This window comes from Parvimonas oralis, from assembly GCF_047608425.1.
In the GTDB taxonomy this organism is placed as follows: domain Bacteria; phylum Bacillota; class Clostridia; order Tissierellales; family Peptoniphilaceae; genus Parvimonas.
In genome coordinates, this window is record NZ_JBLKRS010000004.1 from 1 (window position 1) to 21,505 (window position 21,505).

Sequence of the window (21,505 nt, forward strand, 5' to 3'; positions counted from 1 at the left end):
TTAAAGTACTACCTTTAATTAATTCTTTAACACGCTTTGCATCTTTTTCATCCATTGCAGAAATCAGAAGTCCATCTTTATTATAATAAGAAGGAGCTGTGTTTTTCGGTGCCTTTACATGTAATATACAAGTTGGAACCTTAATTTCTTTTAACAATTCCTCTTGTTTTATTCCCTTAAAGAAACTGAAATCATAGAATGCATCTCCGAATCTTAAGTCATAATCACCTGTTTTATCTTGTAAATTAGCTGTTAATTGAAGTAAAGTATTTACTCCTAACTTTGGTGGATAATACCAAACAACCGGTATCTTAGTTTTATCCTTTTGAAATCTTTTCATTGCAGGTTTAGCCACAATTTTATCCCAATTATCTTTTCCACCCTCATTAAACAGTTTTCGCATCGGATCATTCTTTAGATAATGTTCAAAATAAGTAGTATTAGGTTTTTCAGTTAAATAATTGTGAATATTTTCAAAAGTTTTATAAGAAAATGTATTTTCGGCACGTCCTTTTTCTGTTGCAAAAAATGGTCCGTCTTCTAAAATAATCGCTTTTACATTTTTCGAGAATTTAGCACCTATATAAACAGTAATAAGTGCACCTGATGAATGTCCTGAAATAATTGTTTTTTCTCCAATTTTTTCTTGAATAAATGATGCAATATCGGAACCTATGCTTTCAATATTGTATAAATCAGGATTTTTACTTGACTTTCCATGTCCATAATAATCAAGTGCAAATACATGATACTTTTTTACTAATTCAGGAAATACAGTACGATAATCTTTCAAATCTACCATTTGTCCATGTAATAATAGAATAGCCGGACCATTATTTGGACCTTCAACATAATTTATTACATTACCATTTTTTAAATTAAATTGTTTTTCTTCCAATCCTAAACTTGAAGCCTTATTCTTTCTGAACTTTTCACCAGAATAGTCATAATTTAGATTATAAATTGCATATATTACAACAGAAACAACTATAACTAAAAGTAATATCACTATAAATTTCAATATTTTAATCTTCTTCACTTAAATCACCTTGAATATTCATCAAAACTTTTGTTGCCACATCTCCATTCATAATGGCTAACCCTCTTCTTTCATCTCCAAGAATTAACAAATTATCTCCAGTTTCTATGGAGAAAATTTTTCTTGCCTCTTTTGGAATAACAATCTGTCCTTTAGTTCCTACCTTCGCAGTCCAAGCGTGAAGTTTTTCATCTTTTTTACTTTTCATATCTACCTCCGTATAATAAGTATGTTTATTCATACTTATTATACTACATTGAAATTAAAAAAGCAAATCACAATAAAAAAACAGTAGCTTTTTAATTTCTACTGTTTAAATAAATTTATCTTCTTTAAATATTTTCTCTTTTTATAAGCAGATAGCTCTTTTATTGCAATGTTTAAAGATAGCTTTGATTTTTTCTTTTCTTTTAAAGAGCCTACAAAGACAATTTTCTGGTCAGGTAATTTTAGTATATATGTAGTATATAAAATTGCCTGTGGTTGTGGAAATTTAATCTCCAATTCTCCCTTTTGAATTTTAATTTTTTCATTTTTCATCTTTAAAATTGCATAATCGTCATATAGTTCAAGCTCTGCATCTTCATCTTCTCTACTCCAAAATTTAAAGACAATCCAAAAAGGTACTAACATAGAAATCGGAATTAATCCAAAAATCAAATATACTGCATGCTTAGGATGGTCTTTAAAATATTGTGGCTCATTTGTACTTGCAAATCCTAAATAAATAAGAAACTCATAACAAAGAAGAATTCCTATCACTATTCCTATAATAACCATAATATGTAGCAAAGTTGGAGTGTTTTTGTTATATCTAAAATTTATTTTTCTCATTTTAAATTCTCTCCTTTATAATATAAAATTCAAAACCCTTACTAATTTATATTTTACATTATATAATCTAATATTTCAATTAATTCCAAAAAAAGACTATGAATTTAGATTCACAGTCCTTTGTTTTAAAAAATTATTTTCTTGATGCTTCAAATATACTTTGAATTGAGCTGTCCAGCATTTTGTCGAATTCTTCCCCAGTTTGATTTACATTAAGTCCTTCTGTTAAAGCTCTTGAGAAACTTGCTATAACTCCGTGGTTTTTAGCAAGAAGTTCATTTGATTCTTCTCTTGAGTAACCACCTGAAAGAGCAACAACTCTAACAACTTTCTTATGGTCAACTAACTCTTTATAGAAATCAGCAACAGTTGGTAATGTAAGTTTTAACATTACTTCTTGTCCTTCTTCTAATTTATCAAGTTCTTTTAATATTTCCCTTTTTAAAATTTCTTCGCATTTTTCCTTTTCTGCTGAATTTATATCAACTTCTGGTTCAACAATTGGAACAAGTCCACCTGCGATAATTTGTTTTGCAAAGTCAAATTGTTGTGCTACAACTTCTTTGATAGCTTCTTCATTTGCTTTTTTAATTACAGAACGCATTTTTGTTCCGAAAACTCCATATTCAACGCCTTTTTTTACAGTTTCAGCTAAGTTTGGAATTTCTTTCATAAGTTGAACACCATTTTTTTCTTCAGCTAGACCTTTGTCAACCTTTAAAAATGAAACAATGCCTTTTTCATTCCATAAATAATCCGGAGTGAATTTACCGTTAACTTTTCTTTCCATTGTCATTTCAAACAAAATTGCTCCTAATATACGTTCTTTAGTAAAAGCCTTTGAAGTAACAATTCTTGTACGCATTTCGTGAATTAAATCGAACATTTCAGCTTCATTTGAATAAGCATCTTCATTTACACCATATAATCTAAGTGCTTTCGGTGTACTTCCACCACTTTGATCCAAAGCCGCTATAAAACCTTCATCGTTTTTGATTCTGTTAAATTTTTGTAAATCCATATCTTCGCTCCTTAAAAATTATTAAGTAAATTTTACTCTAGCTATATTTTAACATATTTTTCTATATAAATCTATTTATATTTAATTTTATGAACAAGTATTATTAAAACTAAAACAAAAGAAATGCTGTTAGCAAAAATAAGAGCAAAATCTTTTATCTTTAATCCATGAACTAGCCAAAGGAAAATTCCTGTTGTTTGCATAATACACATAATCAAAGAAAGAGATTGTGTATTTTTATCTTTTATTATCTTTATAACTTGCGGTGCAAATGCAAAAGTTGTAAGACAAGCCGCTACTATTCCTATCATATAACCTCCTAATATTTCATTTAATGATTTTACCATATTTCGACTAAAAAATACAACTTGACAAAAGATTTTATTTATTATAGTATAGACTAAATAACATATAAATTAGGAGGTAAATATGGAATTTAAAACACTTTTTCCCGAATTTGAATCATTTGACTTTGGATATCTAAAGGTTGATGATATTCACGAAATTTATTACGAACAATCAGGAAATCCAAATGGAGCTCCAGTTGTATTCGTTCACGGTGGTCCAGGTTGTGGTTGTGGAGAAAAATCTAAAAGATTTTTAGATCCATCTTTTTATAGAATAGTAACAATAGACCAAAGAGGTTGCGGTAAGAGTAAACCATTTTTGGAATTAAAAGACAATAATACACAAAATCTTGCAGAGGATATGGAAAAGATAAGAGAACATTTAAAGATAGATAAATGGCTTGTTTATGGCGGTTCTTGGGGAACTACTCTATCCTTATACTATGCAGAAAATTATCCACAAAGTGTTGTAGGCTTAATTCTTAGAGGAATTTTCTTGGGAAGAGATGAAGATATTAAGTGGTTGTATCAAGGCGGAGCAGGAATGTTTTTCCCTGAAGCTTTTGAAATCTTTAAATCTCCTTTTAATGAAGAAGAAAGAAAAGATTATGTTCAAAGTTATTACAAATACTTAACTTCAGATGACTATGAAACAAAGAAAAAATACGGAAAATCTTTTAGTGCATTTGAAAATTCAGTTGTTGCTCTTGAACCGAGAGTTATTTCAGAAGAAATCACTGATGAAGATATTTCAATGGCAATTATGGAATGCCATTACTTTGTAAATCATTGTTTCTTTGAAGAAAATTATATTTTAAATAATGTTGAAAAAATAAAAGATATTCCTACAATAATTGTTCATGGCAGATATGATGTAGATTGCAGACCTGTTGGGGCTTATTTATTGCACGAAAAACTAAATAATTCAAAATTGATTTTTCCAATTTCCGGTCATACTTCTTTCGATCCTGCAATGACTCACGAGCTTATTTTAGCACAAGAGGAATTTAAAAAACTTTTTTAGATTTTTCTTAATAAAGGAGTAGCTATGAAAGCAAAAAAAGAAAATTTATCTATGATAATATATTTATTTGGTACTATAGTAGAAATAATTTTGTTGCTATATGTAAAATCCTTTAAAACAGGACAAGGAATTCACCTTTCAAATTATCTTAAATATTTTGGAGTACTTTTTCCACAAGTAATGGGTGCAATTGGAGCTTTATATTCAAGATATGCAAAAATACAAATATTGTGGTTGTTTTTAAACATAGGTTTGATGCTTTCTGCTACCTACTTTTATGTAGCCTTTGTTGAAGCAGTTGGTTAGGAGATACAATAATTATTAAACGAATTAAATATAAATAAAGGAGGTCAATATGGAAACAAAAAAACTAATTTACCAAAAATAGTTTTTACTCTATCTTTGATTTCATTTTGTATCATAGTATTATCATTTATTGTAATTCATTTTACAAATTGGGTAGATAATTTGAGTTCGATATATTTTTATATATTATATATAACAACTTTTATTTTGCTTGGGCTCTCAATGTATTTTACAAGAAATTTAAGTAAAATTTATTCTATAATAAGTGTAATTCTTTTCTTAATTACATTTAATATTAAACCTATAATGTTTTTTATATTAAGTTTAGGAGGTTTGATATGAAAAAAGAAAATCCATCAACAATTTTGTTTTTACTCGGTACAATAATAGAATTAATTTTGCTACTATATGTGAAATCCTTTAAAACAGGACAGGGAATTCACCTTCCAAATTATCTTTTTTATTTGGGATTCTTTTTCCCACAATTAATCGGAGCAGTGGGTGCTTATTTTTCAAGATATTCAAAAAAAGTAGGATTATGGTTATTTTTAAATCTAAGTTTAATCATTTCAACTTTATACTTTTTTGTATCATATCTTGAAGTCATAGACTAGGAGATAAAATGTTAAAAAATGATTATATAATGAGAAAAATTGAAGAATGGATAAGTATGATTTTAGAATTTGTCTTTAAAATCGACAAAAGTTCTTCACCTGAAAAACTATTAAAATTAGAAGCAAGCACTGAAATTTTAAAAGACTTAAAATTAAAAATAGACAATGGAAATATAAATGAAGCTGAAGATGCTTTATTTGATATATTGAAATTCAAAACTCAAGACAGCTTGTTAATGGGTCTCCTTTTTTACTCATATCTCAACGAAAAAGATTCTAAATTCTTAAATGAACATAATTTTGAAAGAGATGAAATAAAAACAGGATTAAAAGACTTGTTAAACGAATTTAATATGAATAATTTATCAGACTTGATTTAACTAAAAGCTGACTTGAATGGTCAGCTTTTTGTATTAAATTGAGTATCAAACTGGAAATTAATAGATTTTTATGTTAATATAATTATATAAATTACAAAGGAGGCTTTTATGTTTAATCCGATTAAATACGAAGGTAATTTAGGAGAACAATACTCCTATTTAATAAAAGATTTGTATGAATTATGTAGTAATGAAGAAAACACAATAGCTAATTTAGCAAATGCATCCGCCCTATTAAATTTCTTTTTAGAAAAAATTAATTGGGTCGGTTTTTATATATTAGATGAAAAAACAGATACTCTGGTTCTCGGACCCTTTCAAGGACTTCCTGCCTGTGTAAGAATACAAAACGGAAAAGGAGTTTGCGGAACAAGTTCAAGCCTTAAAAAAACTTTAAATATTGAAAATGTCCACAATTTTGAAGGTCATATCGCCTGTGATGGAAAAAGTAATTCAGAGATTGTTATTCCAATTTTTAAAAATGAAAAACTTTTTGGAGTTTTGGATATAGATTCCCCTATTTTCAATAGATTTTCAAAAGAAGAGCAAACTTATCTGGAGGCGTTTGTTAAACAACTGGAAACTCATATATAAGGAGGTTAATATGAAAAAACTTTTTAAATTTTTATTCTTCATAGGTTTGTGTTTGATTATCTTCATTCAAGCTTTAATTTATCATTCTCAAAAAAATGAAATAAATACTTATGAAGAATATGTATTAGTCCTTGGAGCAAAGGCAAACAACGGAAAACTTTCAAAAACTTTAATCAACAGACTTGATACAACAATTGAATATTTAAATAAACACAAAACTGCAAAAGCTGTTTTATGCGGTGGAAAAGAAAAAAATAATGAATACTCCCAAGCCGAATATATGCAAAGATATCTTATTGAAAAAGGAATACCAAAAGAAAGACTTATCGCCGAAACAGAAAGTAAAAATACTTTTGAAAACATAAAATTTGCACTCGAAAAACTTGATAAAAAACCGTCAGAAATTATGGTAATCTCATCAAGCTATCATCTATTTAGAGCAAAATTTATACTTTACAGATTTGGAGTTTTAGCAAGAACTGTTCCTGCAAAAACTCCGGCAGGTGCAACTATTTCGTCATATGTAAGAGAAACTTTTGCAGTTGTAAAAACTTTTCTGTATGATAAACCAACAGAACAGGACATAAAAAACCTACATCAAAAAAATAAATAATTACGATTTAACATATTATAATAACGATAAATCCTAAAAGAATTAAAAAATTTTTAAAAAAGTGTTGACAAAAATGAATAAAAGTTATATAATATATAGGTAATCGTATCGGGGTGTAGCGCAGTTTGGTAGCGCACGTGGTTTGGGACCATGGGGCCGGGAGTTCGAATCTTCTCACCCCGACCAATTCCTATGAGTTTTACTCATAGGAATTTTTTTTATGTAAAAAATTTTAAAAATTTTTTCTTTTGTTTCAAATGCAACAGATTTTCAATATAAATTAGGCTATAATATTATTAACATAAATAATAAATCGTATAAAGAGTAATTAAATTGATTAGAGAAAAGGAGAAATACTATGAAATTAGAAAAAAGTACAAAAATTGGTGAATTAGTTGAAAAATATCCAGAAGTTAAAAACTTCTTAAAGACTTTAAGTCCAGAATATTCAAATCTTGACAATGAAGAACTTTTTGCAATGATGAAAGATATTGCAACTCTTGAAATGATTGCTATTAAAGGTGGATTTGAATACGACGAATTAAAAGAAAAGTTAGAAAACTTTATTAATGCTTAAACGCATCCATACTAAGACAAAAAAGCAGGGACTTCCCTGCTTTTTTACTTTAGTAAAACAATATGTGTCTTTGATGTATCTTCGATACATTTACTTTTGCTAAAGCAAAAGTATGAGATCTCCAGAGTCATTGTATCAAAAGATACAACGACCCCGTCAGACCTACTTTTGTTTACAAGTAAACAAAGTTAGGGCTAGATTGACTCTGGTCGAGATGACGTGTTGGGGAGATATCTTTGATTAGTAGCTAGACGTGAACAGTAAATAAACTTTAAATTATCTCTGTAAGTATAATAGAAAAGAATTAAAATCTCATAATATAGTATTTAAACATCATATATGAAACGAAATATTTCACGTCATAGCACCCAGCAAAGAAAAACCCCCAACGCGTCATTTCGACCGAAACGGAACGTAGTGAAGTGAAGTGGAGAAATCTCAACTATTATTTGTTTACAAATAATAGTAAGTCCTGTAAAGGACTTATATAAAAATAAAACAGCTATATATAATTACAACGAAATTATCCAAAAGACTTTTGATTAATAAATCTTTTACATTGTATGTATCTTCGATACATTTACTTTTGCTAAAGCAAAAGTATGAGATCTCTCCGCTCCGTTTCACTCCGGTCGAGATGACGTGTTAGAGGAAATTTTTTCAAAGATTATGACGTAAAAAATTTTGTTTTATACTCATATTATTGATGTATATTCTATATATTTAGTTTTGCTAAATCAAAAATATGAAATTTCCATAGTTTATTTTATAGAAATGTAACAAAAAAGCAGGGATTTCACCTGCTTTTTACTTTATTTTTTATCCTTTTTCCGTAAATTTATACATTGCTATTGAGCTTGCAATTGGTAAATTGAAGCTGTCTATGTCTTCACTCTGTTCTATGAATACGGGAGTTGTTCCTTTTAAGTCAAAGTTTTCAAGTCCATGTGATTCATTTCCAAACATCAATGTAAAAGGCTTTTTAATTTCTACATTTTTTAGTGAAACTGAATCCTTATTTAAAATGAAAGAGTAGATATTATTTTCTTCAAAAGTTTTTTTGTATTCTTCAAAAGTTTTAAAGATTTCTACATTCATTTTAAAAATTGCTCCCATTGAAGCTCTAACAGTCTTAGGGTCAAAAACATCACAACCGTCAATTATTGCAATATTTTTAAAGCCAAAGCCCAATGCAGTTCGTAAAATTGTACCTAAATTTCCCTTATCTCTCGGCTCACATAATAGTATGTGATTGTCTTTTTTTATCTTTACAAAGTTTTTTTCAAAAACTCCAATAACAAATGTATTTTCTTTGCTTTGAAGTTTATTTACAATTTTATCATTATAAATTAAATTAATTCCTTTTTCATCACAAATTTTTTCAAGTCCTGCTTTATCGTCATATTTTGAATGTACCAAAACAGCTATTGTCTTGTAATTTTTTGACTGTAAAAGCTCAATTGTCGGGAAAGCTCCCATTGTGTATGAAAAATTCAAATCTTTTTTATATTTACAAAATTCCATATAATTTACCTTAATTTTCTTGAAAAATTATCTTCTCTTTTTATCACGTTTGGACTTTTCGCCTTTTTTGTCTTTTTTATCTTTCTTATTTTTCTTATCTTTCGGTTTAGCAGAAAATTTAGAAGAGTCTTCTTTTTTATTTGCAAGTTCAACTAATACCTTAAAGCCCTTAATATGTGCATTGTTTAAGTTGTTTACTGCATCTTTAAGTGCATTTTTATGAATATTTACAAAGCTGAACTTTTCAAAAATTTCAATATCTCCAATATCTCTTGAACTTATATTCGCATCATTACAAAGCGCAGAAACAATATGTCTTTGAGAAACTCCCTTTCTTGAACCTATGTTGATATAAATTCTTCCGGAATTCTTTTCAGTAACATTTGACTTTCCACCCTTGTTTGAAATGGAAGTCTTATCATTTCCTTTTTTCTTGTTGTTTTTCTTAATATCAACATCCATAAGCTCTTCGTGATTGTTAAGCTTATTATTTTCATTATAATGTTTTAAAAGACAAGCTGCAATATCAATCGGTGAATAGTCTTCACTCATTAGAATATTTATTAGATTTAACTCTTTTGTATGTTCATTTTTATTAATTTCTTCCTTGATGTCTTCCATAAATCTTTCTTCATGTCTTTTAATCAAGTCTTTAAGCGTTGGCATATCTCTTTTTTCTATTTTAGTTTTTGTGTATTTTTGAATTTGAGATAAAGTATTCATTTCTCTTGGAGAAACAAAACTTATTGCAGTCCCCTCTCTACCTGCTCTTGCAGTTCTTCCAATCCTGTGAACATAGTATTCCACATCTTGAGGCATATCGTAGTTTATAACTAAATCTACATCATCAACGTCTATACCACGGGCTGCAACATCTGTCGCAACTAGAATATCAATTGTAGAATTTCTAAATTTATTCATTACCCCATCTCTTTGGATTTGTTTTAAATCCCCATGAAGTCCGTCCGCAAAATATCCACGGGATTGAAGTCCTGCAGTTAAGTCATCAACCATTTTTTTAGTATTACAAAAAACTACAGTAAGCTTTGGATTTTGAACATCTAAAATACGGGATAAGATTTCAAGTTTCATATTATGTTTAAGTGCAAAATAGTATTGAGTTACCTTTGGAACTGTTAATTCCTTTGGTACAACTTTTATAAGTCTCGGCTCACTTTGATATCTTGCTGCAAAGTCCATAATTTCTTGATCCATTGTAGCAGAGAAGAAAGTTGTTTGTCTTTCATAAGGCAAAAAGCCTATAATTTTTTCAATATCTTCTCTAAATCCCATATCAAACATTTCGTCTGCTTCATCTAATACAAAAGTTCTAATATTTTCTGTTTTTAGAGTTTTTCTCTTAATATGGTCAATAACACGTCCAGGAGTTCCTACAACAACTTGTACTCCCATTTTTAAAGAACGAATTTGTCTTTCTATTGGTTGTCCCCCATAAATTGGAACAACAGTAACTCCCTTATACTTTGCAAGTTTTGAAATTTCTTCTGCAACTTGAATTGACAATTCTCTTGTTGGGCAAAGTACCATTGCTTGAGTTGTTTTATTGTTTTTATTTACTTTTTCTACTATCGGAATACCGAAAGATGCTGTCTTTCCTGTTCCCGTTTGTGCTTGACCGATAATGTCTTCATCATTTAACATAGTTGGAATAGCTTGTTTTTGAATTGGAGAAGGTTCTTCAAAACCCATTTCAACAACGGCTTTTAAAACTTCCTTCGACAAATTAAAATCATTAAAATTTTCTATCATATTTTTTCCTTTCTTTTTTCGTGAACCTTAACGTTAGTTCCGAAAGAAAAAGACAAAAACAAACTACACATTAAACATCACGACATATTACGAGCAAAAAATTTAGGAGTATAATTACTCCTTGATTGCTCAAGTGTATATTATACCATAAAAAGATATCTATTTTCAAGTAATATCTACAATTTATTAGACTTATCCACAAAAATTGTGGATAAATCTCGATAATAAGTTAATTGTTAAAAAATTAATTTATATATAAATGTATAATACATTGACTTTGTTTTTTTTTGTGATATTATAGTAGTAAGAAATCGGTTCACCTTAATGATGTAAAATTTTTTGGGAGGGTAGTATGTTTTACATTAACTATAGTAGGTATAAAAACGGAGATTTATTAAGTCTTTTTAAATTTAGTAGTTGATTAGTATTGTTTTATTTTTAGTGGGAGGTAAGATATGAAAAAAATTAGTAAAGTATTATTATGTTTTATGATTTTACTTTTAACTTCTTGTACGGGAAGTAATGAAATTAAAAATTATTACGGAAGAAAATTTGTTGGTAAAAACGGCGGAGATATTATTATTACCGAAAAAGTTGTGATATACTCAGGAGAACCGAGTAAAATAAATCCGAATTCAACTCCTGAAGATATTAATAAAGCAAAAGATAAAATGAAAAAAGAAAATGCAGCGACATTTAAAAATCCTAAAATCGTAAAAAAAGGCGATAAAAAATATTTAACAGCAGATAAATTGGAATACAAACTTTCATTTGTAGATGATGAAACAATTATTGATGAAGATGACAATTATGAATTTAAATTATCAAAAGATAGCATTTACAAATAATAATTAAATAAATAAAACTTACAACAAAAAAAGTTATGAATTATTTTCATAACTTTTTTCGCATTTATTTATTTATTTTTACGGAGGATTTATAAAAAAATCTCTACTAATATGCTAATTAATTGTTGTTGTTACTGTTGTTATCATCATTTCCATCAAAATCTTCTTCATTTCCATTGTAATTGTCATTGTTACGATTACGATTTGGATTAAAACTGTTTTGATTTTGATTTTGTTTTGTCTTATTCTCAACTTTATTTAAGTCAAATTGTGAGAATTTAACTTCTATTGTAGTTGTCTTTCCATCTCTGTAAACTTCAATTTTAACTTTATCGCCAATCTTATAGTTCAATAAGGCAGCTTTTAAAGTTGAGTTTGATGTAACCTTTGTATCTCCAACTTTTGTTATAATGTCTTTTGGTTTTAATCCTGCAGATTCTGCCGGAGAACCGGATAGGACTTCATGAACATATACACCTGAGTCAACAGGTAATTTTTCTTGTCCTAGAACATTATATCTTGATACATCTATACCTCTTATACCAAGTGATACACTTTCAAACTTACCGTTTTTAATTATTTGTTCCAAAATCGGTTTTGCCAAATTTGAAGGAATTGAAAATCCGATTCCGTCACTATTTCCGGCTTTTGCTGTATTTATTCCGATAAGTTGTCCTTTATCATTAAATAATCCACCACCACTATTTCCAGGATTTATTGCCGCATCTGTTTGGAATAAACCTTCCATAGTTGAGCCGTCTTGTAGTGTTATAACTCTATCTTTTCCTGAAATATATCCGGAAGTTAAAGTTGATTTTAAATTTATACCAAGCGGATTACCTATTGCTATAGCTTTATCCCCTATTGAAACTTTTGAACTGTCTCCAAATTCAACAGGTTTTAAATCAAGTCCTTTAGGATCTATCTTAATAACTGCTAAGTCTAAAGTTTTATCACTCCATAGAACTTTGGCTTCTCTTTTAGTTCCGTCACTCAATATTACTGTTACGGATTTTGTCTTTGAAGGGTCAACAACGTGATTATTAGTTAAAATATAACCTTCTTTGCTTACGATAACCCCTGAGCCAAGTCCACTTGTTTGTTTTTGAGTTGAGAACATATCTTCGGAAACCCCTACAGTTGTTATCCCTACAACTGATTGCATAGCTTTTTGTGCAACAGCTTTTTCTACAGTTGTTCCGCCTGATGTATCTGCATTTGTTGTATTTGCATTTTGATCAGTTGGAGCTTGATTTAAAGCTGATTTTTCACTATTATTTTTCTTTAGATAATAACTTGTTCCACCTATACTAATTGAACTAGCTAAGATTATAGCTAAAACAAATTTTGAGAAAGATTTAAGTCTATTTCCTTTTTTTCTTTTTTCAAATTCCTTTTGAACAAGTCCGTCAACATAAGCTTCAAATTTTTTATCTTTTTCATTTGAGTCTTCCATATATTCTTCATCGTAAATTTCCTGTTCAACGGAACAATCATAAGGCTCTTCAATCTGTTCTTCGATATATTCTCCATAATCTTCATCACTTATATTATTTATTTCATCTATATCATCTTGATTGAACAATTTTTGTGTTTCATTTATTTCATCCATATTAGACATTTCATTTATTTCGTCTATATCAGATGATTCAGTAATATCATCTTTTACTTCTTCATTTATTATATCTTTTACTTCTTCTACTTTTTCTGAAGTTTCTTCTATATTTTCTTTTATATTTTCAGTATTATTTTCATTTTCATCAAAAATATTATCTCTTTTATTATCCATAATAAATCACCTCGTTTTTAAATATCATTTATTATCTTGAATATATTATAATCTGTCAACCTTAAAGTAAACTTAAAGAAAAAACTTTTTTTAAAAATTTTTTAAAAATATATTCAAAAAATAATTTTACTTGCCGATAGTGTAATACAATGAATTTTAAGATAAAATATATGTATTCTCTATCAACTGTAAACATTATATCGTTAAAAACTTAAATGAAGTTAAAAAAAGAGGAGATTTTTTCTCCTCTTTAAAAATTTTGATAATATTATGAAAAACTATTATTTATACTAGATGATTCCCATATCTTTTCCAGCTAATTCAAATGCTTTTACAGCTTTATCTAATTCTTCTTTACTATGAGCTGCAGAAATCATACAACGAATTCTTCCTGTTCCTCTTGGTACAGTTGGGAATACTATAGCTGAACCGAATACTCCGTATTCTCTTAATTTTTTAGAAAATTCCATAGTCTTAGCTTCTTCTCCGATAATTACAGGAGTAATTGGAGTTTCTGAGTGACCAGTATTAAATCCTAATTTTCCTAATTGTTCTTTAAAGTATTTAGCATTATCCCAAAGTTTCTTTTGTAATTCATCTGATTCAATTAAAGTTTCAACAGAAGCTATACAAGCTGCAGTATCTCCAGGAGATAAAGTTGTACTGAATAGTACAGGTCTTGCTCTGTGGTTTAACCATTCGTAAGCAACTTCGTTACAAGCAACATATCCACCTTTAACTCCGATAGCTTTTGAAAGAGTTCCTATAACAAAGTCAACTTTGTCATGTAATCCGAAATGATCTACAGTTCCTCTTCCGTGGCTTCCCATTACTCCTGAACCGTGAGCGTCATCAACATAAGTTAATGCATTATATTTTTCAGCTAATTTTACAATTTCAGGTAATTTTGCAAGGTCTCCGTCCATTGAGAAAACACCGTCAGTAATAATTAAGATTGTCTTATATTTTCCTTGAGCTTCAACTAAAACTCTTTCAAGGTCTTCCATATCGCTGTGTTTGAAAACTGCTTTATCAGCTTTAGTCATTCTAATACCGTCGATAATTGAAGCGTGGTTTAATTCATCAGAGATAATTAAATCGCCTTTTTCTGTAATTGCTTGGATAGTTCCTATATTACAATCATAACCTGATTGGAAAATGAATGCTCTTGGAGATTTTTTGAAAGTTGCTAATTTCTTTTCTAATTCTTCGTGTAAATCCATATTTCCGATGATAGTTCTTACAGCACCTGCTCCAACACCATATTTTTCAATAGCTTCTTGAGCTTTTTTCTTTAAAACAGGATTATTAGCAAGTCCTAAATAGTTGTTTGCTGATAAATTTACCATTTCTTTTCCGTCAAGAATAATTGTTGATGAATTCTTTCCGTTTAATACAGGTAATGTACGATAAACTCCATCTTCTTTTAACTTATTAACTTTTTCTTGTAAAAATTCTAAATCATGAATACTCATATCTCTATCTCCTATCTATAACTATTTTAATTTTTTGCTTAAGTTTTCTAACATATCAACTGTCATTTTGTCTAAATCAAAACTTGGTTTCCAACCCCATTGTTCTCTTGCTGCAGAGTCATCTAATGAATTTGGCCAGCTTTCAGCTATAGCTTGTCTAATTGGATCTACATCGTAGCTTAGTTTAAATTCAGGCATATATTTTTTGATACTTTCTTCTAAAATTTCCGGTGTTAAACTCATAGCTGTAATATTGAAAGCATTTCTGTCTTTTAGTTTTGTAGGATCAGCTTCCATTAAATCAACAACTGCTTTAAGTGCATCAGGCATATAAAGCATATCCATTTGAGTTCCTTTACCTATATAAGAAGTGTAAGCTTTGTTTTTAATTGCTTCATAATAAATATGAACTGCATAGTCAGTTGTTCCTGCACCAGGTAGTGTTTTATAAGAAATAATTCCCGGATAACGAACTCCTCTTACGTCAACTCCAAATTTATTAAAATAGTAATCACATAAAAGTTCTCCTGAAACCTTTGTTACTCCATACATAGTATTAGGTCTTTGAATAGTAACTTGTGGTGTATTATCAAGTGGAGTACCAACTCCAAATGCTGCTATTGATGAAGGAACAAATACTTTTGCATTTAATTCTCTTGCAACTTCTAAAGTATTTACTACCCCGTCAACATTAACCTTCCAAGTTAATTGTGGCATACTTTCTCCTCTAGCAGAAAGTATTGCTGCTAAATTTACAATTGTATCAGCCTTAAATTCTTTCGCTAATTCAAACATTCTCTTTGGATCAGTAACATCTAATGTTTCAAAACGAATATCTTCGATAGCCGCTTTGTTTGCATCTGAACAGTCTGTAGCTAATATATTTTCTCTTCCATAAATGTCCCCCAAATAAAGAGCCAATTCAGTACCTATTTGTCCAAGTGCTCCTGTCATTAAAATCCTTTTCATTATTCATTCTCCTTTCAAAATCATTGGGTAAAGTTTTTACTATCCAAATGTTATTATACATCAATTTTAATCACTTTACAACACCCTGTATTAAAAAAATTAATATTTTTATATGGCATATACGGATAAATAATTCAAATAATATTATAATAATAAAGCAGAATTTGTAATATCTTTTTTAAAGCTATAAAACTTTTATTTGTCTATTAATACTATTTGTCATTAAAAATATCGTTGTCCTGTAAAATTTTAAACAGAAAATCTTTTGAAATAATATATCAACTCATTTTTCGTCTTTAATCTTCATTTTATTGTAAAGATATTTTTATATAAATATAAAACCAATAAAATATATCCAACAAAAAAACTAAGGAGATTATCCTTAGTTTTTTACTAAATTTACTATTCTGTTCTCAAAGCTTCAACAGGATTTTGTTTTGCAGCACTCTTTGAAGGAATAAATCCACCAATTAAAGTTAAAATCATACTGATTAATATTAAAGTTATAGCCTGTGGAATTGATAGATAAGCAGTTATATTCGGCATTTCGGTAACTTTTCTTATTATAATATTTATCGGTATTAGTAATAAATATGTTATTCCAATTCCAAGAATCCCAGCGAATAAGCCGATTATTCCGGTTTCTGCATTAAAGACCTGTGATATATTTTTCTTTGAAGCTCCGATTGACCTTAAAATCCCAATCTCTTTTTTTCTTTCAAGTACACTTATATATGTTATAACCCCAATCATAATAGAAGAAACTATCAAAGATATGGATACGAATGCAATTAGTACATAGCTTATTACATTTATAATTGTCGTTACAGAAGAAAGTATTGTTCCGACTAAATCTGTATAAGTTATCACTTTATCATCTTCTGAGTTATTTTTTCTCATCTCATTGTATTTATCGAGTAGAGAAATTATTGACTGTTTTGCTTCAAAATCTTTAGGATAAATACTGATTTTAGAAATATCCTTATCTTCAACATAGTTAAATAATTTCATATTGTTCTCATAAGAACTTTCATTACTATTAGTCATAGCAGTAATTAGTGATTTTATCTCTTCCTCATTTAAGTTCATAGAAAAGGCATTGCCTAATTTACTTGGATCTATTGATATTGCCTGTGGCAAATTTTTCATAGAAGATGTTAGAGCCTCTTTAATGCTATTAGCTATTGCTGATGAAAGATTTTTAATTAAACCATCTACAAAATTTTGTGAAGAATTTTGATTTCCTGATAAACTGGAATTAATTAAATCTTTTACTCCTGAAGAAATCATATTTTTTGCATCTGCTGTTCCAATATAAGAATTAAAAGACTCTTTTAATTTAGATGGATCAGGCTTATTATTTTCTTTGGCATATTTCAAATATCCATTTGACAGAGCCTTTGATAATTCTGCTATATCCTTATTATCGAGTTTTAAATTTTCTCCTAAAGAATTTAATAGTTTTCTAGTTTCAGCTGAAACTTTTCCTCTAGCTTCAGGAGTTTTAAAATACTCTAATAAATATTCATTAAATTTATTAGGATCAGTGTAATTATTCTTTTTCGCAAATTCCGGATAGCCTGACAAAATAGATTTCATTATATCAGTTATCTTTTCATTTGTAATCAAAGTTCCACTATTTTTAGAAATCATCTTTCCAAAAAATTCCTTTAGAATATTTTTTGCATCATCAGTCTTCATATAATCACTTATTGACTTTGGCAATTCAATATAATTAGTTGAAGGATTTTTAGAAGAAAATTCTAAATATCCTTTTAAAATATCACTGATTAATCGAATTAATTTATCCGAATCAAGTTTAATATCTAAATTTTTTAAAAAATCATTATTTCCGATATTATTCAAAATTTTTGAAAAATCAATATTATTCATTGAATTTACATTAAAATTTAATTTAGAAGTATCTATTTTAAATACTTCAGATAGTTTTTTCTGATCTATTGAAAATAATTTTGCAAAGTCTAAATTTTGTTTAATTTTTTCTCCAAAAGGAGCATTTGTTAAAATATTGGTATTTGGGTTTTCTTTTTGAGCCTTTACAACTTCACTTTCTTTAGATATTTTTCTTAAATTTGTTTCTAACTCATCTCTATACCAAATACCTGTTGGCAAAATGGAAGAATTTTCATCACTATTTGGAGAAGCTATTCCAACTATTTTTAAATTTATTGACTTGTTTTTTAAAAGATTTTCAACAAATGACAAATCTGAAGAATTTTCTATATATACTTTATTTTTAGAGTCATAAGAATAAAGCTGTGAGCTACTTAAAACTTTAAATTCTCTACCAACTATATCTTCATATTTCCAAGAAATATTATCCTCTTCTATAACATTTTCTTCTCTCTTTTCAAATTTTTTTGCCATTTTTGAAAGCTCATCATTATCACGAAGTCCTAATGAATAAAAAATAAAATCGGATAGAGAACCCTTTGAATTAGTTATTACTATAGCTTCATTTTCATTACTTGGCCAAGAGCCGAATTTTAAAGTATATTTATCCTTATATATTTCTTCATCTTTAGGTAATTTAGAAAAAGCCCTCATAGAATTTCTTGAAAACATAAAATTATTAGATGAAAAACCCATAGACTTAAAAGCCTCATTTGGATTTACTTTAACATATTTTTCATTATTTAAAGTATAAATAATAGGTGTAATATCGTATTTATATTCTATCGCCTTTGAATAATCATAAATAGCTTTCCCGTCATTTTCAAAATATCCTTTTAAAGAAGATAAATCATTTTTATTAATTGCTTTTAACATTTTTTGAATAGTTTTTACTTCGCTTATATCTCCATCATCTTCTTTACTTGAATTTTCAAAGATTTTAGACATTGAAAAACTACTGCTGTCAATCTCTATCGGATATGAAACCATAGTTTCCTCTTCGGTATCCTTAATAAACTGATTTACACCATTGGATAAACCCAAAATTAAAGCTATACCGATTATTCCGATTGACCCTGCAATTGCAACCATTAGAGTTCTTTTAAATTTAGTTTTCAAATTATTAAAACTCAAAGCTATACTTGTAGAGTATGACATAGAAGATTTTCCAAAATTTTTATGAACTCCATTGCTCTCATTTTCTAAAATAAAAGGATTTGAATCAGAAATAATTTGTCCGTCATTTAATTCAACAATTCTAGTTGAATATTCATTTGCCAACTTTGGATTATGAGTAACCATTATTACAAGTCTATCTTTTGCAACTTCTTTAAGTAACTCCATAACTTGAACACTTGTTTCTGAATCAAGTGCGCCTGTAGGCTCATCTGCAAGTACAATGCCGGGATTATTTACAAGAGCTCTGGCTATGGCAACTCTTTGCATTTGCCCACCGGATAGCTGATTAGGCTTTTTATGCATTTGACTTTTAAGCCCAACCTTATCAAGCACATCAATAGCTCTTTTTTCTCTTTCAGCTTTAGATATTCCGGAAATGGTTAAAGCCAATTCCACATTGGCTAAAACAGTCTGATGAGAAATTAAATTATAACTTTGAAAAACAAAACCTATTGTATGATTTCTATAGCTGTCCCAATCTTCATTTTTGTACTTTTTGGTTGAAATTCCATCTATTAAAAGCTCACCTTGTTCATATTTATCTAATCCACCTATTATATTTAATAAAGTAGATTTTCCACTACCACTCGGACCAAGAATAGAGACAAATTCATTATCTCTAAAATTAAGAGATACATTATCTAATGCTTTTTGAATTAAATCCCCTGTTTTATAACTTTTACTGATATTCTTAAGCTGTAACATTCCCGTCCTCCTTTACTAAAATAAAATTCTTAACACAAGAATAATATACCCTTTTATATAAAAAATTAATTGAACATAGAAAAATTATCAATTCCAATTACTTTAAAAAATTAAAGTTGAAAAAAGTTGGCTCTGATGATATAATATGTATAATTTAACTTTGTTAAATTATACATATTTCATCATATTTACCTTAATTTAGTTATCAAAAAGAAAATATGATATAATTAATATAGTTTAACTTCGTTAAACTATATTAATTTCATCGTGTTTACCCTAAAAAATTTATCTAATCGGAAACACGATATAATTATCCAAGAACTTTGTTAAATTATATTTATTTCATCGTGTTTACCCTAAAAAATTTATCTAATCGGAAACACGATTTAGTAAATTTAATTAGATTATCAAAAATAGAACATATTATGAATTTAAGCTAATAATTATTTTATAATTTAGATATAAAAATACAAAAAGAGGTGATTTTATGAAAATACTTATTATAGGTAAGGGTGGTCGTGAACATGCAATGTTAAAAGCATGTCAAAAAAGCAAATTAGTTGAAAAAATTTATGTTTTACCGGGAAATTGCAAGATGGAAGGTGCTACAAAGGTAGATATAGATATGTTTGATATTGAACAAATTAAAAATTTTGCAATAAAAGAAAATATCGACTTAACAATTGTAGGACCGGCTGATGTTTTAGCACTTGGAATAAAAGATGAATTCAACAAAAACGGCTTAAGACTGTTCGGACCTACAAAATCTGCAACAAGAATTGAATCCAGCAGATATTTTACTAAACAACTTATGGAAAAATTAAAAATTCCTACAACTAAATATGTTGTATTTACAGATAGAGAACAAGCCTTAAAATTCGTTTCCGGAATTGAAAAATTCCCTGTAACTATAAAAATTGACTCAATTCCAAAGAATATGGGAATTTTTATTGCAAGAAGCAATAGAATGGCAACAGATATAGTTAATGAAATATTTGACGAAAACGAAAATTCAAAAATTTTAGTAGAAGAATATATTATAGGTAAAGAATTTTCAATCTTTGCATTAGTAAAAAATAACAAAGTTTATCCATTACAAATAGTTAAAGACTATAAGAGAACATCAGATAGCGACGAGGCTGAACATACCGGTGGTATGGGAGCTTGTAGTCCTGTTGCAAAAATTACAGATAATGAAATTGAACAAGTTGTAGAAAAAATCTTAAAGCCGATGGCAAAATCAATGTATGAAGACGGTTATGGCTTTGAAGGATTTTTATACGGCGAAATTGTTGTAACAAAAGACGGAATAAAAGTTCTAAGCTTCAATGCAAGACTTGGAGATCCTGAAGCAGAAGTGTTATTACCACGTTTAGAATCAGACTTTGTTCAAAATATTCTTGACGTAATGGACGACAAAGAGCCTGAAATCAAATGGAATGATAAAGTTTGCGTAGGTGTAGTTCTTGCATCAAATGGTTATCCGTCAAAAGAAAAATGTCAAGATAAAATTAATCTCGTTCCCGTAGAAAGTGATATTTACTTTATGGGTGTTGAAGAAAAAAATAATGAAATCTATGCAAAAGGCGGAAGAAATTTAATCGTAACAGCTATGGCAGAAGATTTTGAAAAAGCAAGAGAATTAGTTTACAGAGATATAGAAAAATTAAAAACTGACTCTTTCTTCTACAGAGAAGATGTAGGAAAATTTTAATAAATAAATTAAAACAAAAAGCATACTCAATAAAAATGAGTGTGCTTTTTTTAAGTCCTTTATAGTACTTACTATTATTTGTAAACAAATAATAGTAATGAGATCTCTCCATTTTGCTCCGCTACAGTCGAGATGACGTATTAGGAATATCTCTATGCAAAACATTTTGACGTGAATTATTTTGTTCTATATAATATGTTAAAATACAATAATATTAATTTTTTTCTATTTTATTTATAAAAATAATTTGATTTTTATTTACTGTTAAC

At 28.4% G+C, this 21,505-nt stretch carries 20 protein-coding genes and 1 tRNA gene; 10 read left to right on the plus strand and 11 right to left on the minus strand.

Translation table 11 applies throughout. The annotated features are described in order from the left end of the window. From ACMX2D_RS05270 to ACMX2D_RS05290, 5 genes are all read right to left on the minus strand, one after another. Window positions 1–1,039 (minus strand): alpha/beta fold hydrolase (locus ACMX2D_RS05270; RefSeq protein WP_414973017.1); only part of this gene is annotated, 1,039 nt, incomplete at its 3' end. Continuing rightward, window positions 1,026–1,247, minus strand: a complete 222-nt coding sequence (locus tag ACMX2D_RS05275) for an AbrB/MazE/SpoVT family DNA-binding domain-containing protein (RefSeq protein WP_414972722.1) — start codon at window positions 1,245–1,247, stop codon at window positions 1,026–1,028. The genes ACMX2D_RS05270 and ACMX2D_RS05275, both read right to left, overlap by 14 nt. Before the next feature lie 98 nt (window positions 1,248–1,345). Then, window positions 1,346–1,873: a hypothetical protein gene (locus ACMX2D_RS05280; RefSeq protein ID WP_414972721.1), complete on the minus strand. Its 528-nt coding sequence runs from the start codon at window positions 1,871–1,873 to the stop codon at window positions 1,346–1,348. A 133-nt stretch (window positions 1,874–2,006) separates the two neighbouring features. Continuing rightward, the gene (locus tag ACMX2D_RS05285) at window positions 2,007–2,894 is read right to left on the minus strand and encodes a fructose bisphosphate aldolase (RefSeq protein WP_414972720.1); all 888 of its coding nucleotides are present in this window, start codon (window positions 2,892–2,894) and stop codon (window positions 2,007–2,009) included. Between the two features lie 71 nt (window positions 2,895–2,965). Further along, window positions 2,966–3,205, minus strand: a complete 240-nt coding sequence (locus tag ACMX2D_RS05290; RefSeq protein WP_009448346.1) for a SemiSWEET transporter — start codon at window positions 3,203–3,205, stop codon at window positions 2,966–2,968. Between the two features lie 118 nt (window positions 3,206–3,323). On the opposite strand from ACMX2D_RS05290, the gene pip reads away from it, so the two are divergent. The 8 genes from pip to ACMX2D_RS05330 all read left to right on the plus strand — a co-directional run bounded on the left by pip (window position 3,324) and on the right by ACMX2D_RS05330 (window position 7,349). Beyond that, window positions 3,324–4,265 carry a prolyl aminopeptidase gene (gene pip, locus ACMX2D_RS05295; protein WP_414971366.1) on the plus strand — a complete coding sequence of 314 codons (942 nt, stop codon included), beginning with the start codon at window positions 3,324–3,326 and terminating at the stop codon, window positions 4,263–4,265. A gap of 24 nt (window positions 4,266–4,289) precedes the next feature. Next, window positions 4,290–4,571, plus strand: coding sequence for a hypothetical protein (locus tag ACMX2D_RS05300; RefSeq protein WP_009448113.1), 282 nt, complete (start codon window positions 4,290–4,292; stop codon window positions 4,569–4,571). Window positions 4,572–4,909: 338 nt separating this feature from the next. Further along, window positions 4,910–5,185, plus strand: coding sequence for a hypothetical protein (locus ACMX2D_RS05305; RefSeq protein ID WP_414972719.1), 276 nt, complete (start codon window positions 4,910–4,912; stop codon window positions 5,183–5,185). A gap of 8 nt (window positions 5,186–5,193) precedes the next feature. After that, window positions 5,194–5,565 (plus strand): DUF6483 family protein, encoded by a 372-nt coding sequence (locus ACMX2D_RS05310; RefSeq protein WP_414972718.1) that lies wholly within the window; start codon window positions 5,194–5,196, stop codon window positions 5,563–5,565. 108 nt (window positions 5,566–5,673) lie between these two features. Beyond that, the gene (locus ACMX2D_RS05315; RefSeq protein WP_414972717.1) at window positions 5,674–6,159 is read left to right on the plus strand and encodes a GAF domain-containing protein; all 486 of its coding nucleotides are present in this window, start codon (window positions 5,674–5,676) and stop codon (window positions 6,157–6,159) included. A 10-nt stretch (window positions 6,160–6,169) separates the two neighbouring features. Further along, the gene (locus tag ACMX2D_RS05320; RefSeq protein WP_414971362.1) at window positions 6,170–6,772 is read left to right on the plus strand and encodes a YdcF family protein; all 603 of its coding nucleotides are present in this window, start codon (window positions 6,170–6,172) and stop codon (window positions 6,770–6,772) included. 109 nt (window positions 6,773–6,881) lie between these two features. Then, window positions 6,882–6,958 (plus strand) — tRNA-Pro (locus ACMX2D_RS05325). 172 nt (window positions 6,959–7,130) lie between these two features. Beyond that, window positions 7,131–7,349, plus strand: a complete 219-nt coding sequence (locus ACMX2D_RS05330; RefSeq protein WP_414972715.1) for a DUF1858 domain-containing protein — start codon at window positions 7,131–7,133, stop codon at window positions 7,347–7,349. An 819-nt stretch (window positions 7,350–8,168) separates the two neighbouring features. Here the strand turns inward: ACMX2D_RS05330 and ACMX2D_RS05335 are convergent. Together ACMX2D_RS05335 and ACMX2D_RS05340 are read right to left on the minus strand one after the other, a co-directional pair. Next, window positions 8,169–8,873 carry a TrmH family RNA methyltransferase gene (locus tag ACMX2D_RS05335; RefSeq protein WP_414972714.1) on the minus strand — a complete coding sequence of 235 codons (705 nt, stop codon included), beginning with the start codon at window positions 8,871–8,873 and terminating at the stop codon, window positions 8,169–8,171. A 27-nt stretch (window positions 8,874–8,900) separates the two neighbouring features. Continuing rightward, window positions 8,901–10,643: a DEAD/DEAH box helicase gene (locus ACMX2D_RS05340; RefSeq protein WP_414972713.1), complete on the minus strand. Its 1,743-nt coding sequence runs from the start codon at window positions 10,641–10,643 to the stop codon at window positions 8,901–8,903. A gap of 455 nt (window positions 10,644–11,098) precedes the next feature. Here ACMX2D_RS05340 and ACMX2D_RS05345 point away from each other — a divergent pair, with 455 nt between their 5' ends. Continuing rightward, window positions 11,099–11,491: a hypothetical protein gene (locus tag ACMX2D_RS05345; RefSeq protein ID WP_414972712.1), complete on the plus strand. Its 393-nt coding sequence runs from the start codon at window positions 11,099–11,101 to the stop codon at window positions 11,489–11,491. A 118-nt stretch (window positions 11,492–11,609) separates the two neighbouring features. Here ACMX2D_RS05345 and ACMX2D_RS05350 read toward each other — a convergent pair whose 3' ends face one another. From ACMX2D_RS05350 to ACMX2D_RS05365, 4 genes are all read right to left on the minus strand, one after another. Further along, window positions 11,610–13,280, minus strand: coding sequence for a S1C family serine protease (locus tag ACMX2D_RS05350; protein ID WP_414972711.1), 1,671 nt, complete (start codon window positions 13,278–13,280; stop codon window positions 11,610–11,612). A gap of 290 nt (window positions 13,281–13,570) precedes the next feature. Next, entirely contained in the window at window positions 13,571–14,755 is a 1,185-nt protein-coding gene (locus tag ACMX2D_RS05355) for a glycine C-acetyltransferase (protein ID WP_009447816.1), read from the minus strand. Between the two features lie 21 nt (window positions 14,756–14,776). Beyond that, window positions 14,777–15,724, minus strand: a complete 948-nt coding sequence (locus tag ACMX2D_RS05360) for an NAD-dependent epimerase/dehydratase family protein (RefSeq protein ID WP_414971355.1) — start codon at window positions 15,722–15,724, stop codon at window positions 14,777–14,779. Between the two features lie 402 nt (window positions 15,725–16,126). Further along, window positions 16,127–19,522 (minus strand): ABC transporter ATP-binding protein/permease, encoded by a 3,396-nt coding sequence (locus ACMX2D_RS05365; RefSeq protein ID WP_414972710.1) that lies wholly within the window; start codon window positions 19,520–19,522, stop codon window positions 16,127–16,129. Between the two features lie 487 nt (window positions 19,523–20,009). Between ACMX2D_RS05365 and purD the strand changes: the two genes are divergently transcribed. Further along, window positions 20,010–21,236 (plus strand): phosphoribosylamine--glycine ligase, encoded by a 1,227-nt coding sequence (gene purD / locus ACMX2D_RS05370; RefSeq protein WP_414972709.1) that lies wholly within the window; start codon window positions 20,010–20,012, stop codon window positions 21,234–21,236. The last annotated feature ends 269 nt before the right edge of the window (window positions 21,237–21,505 follow it).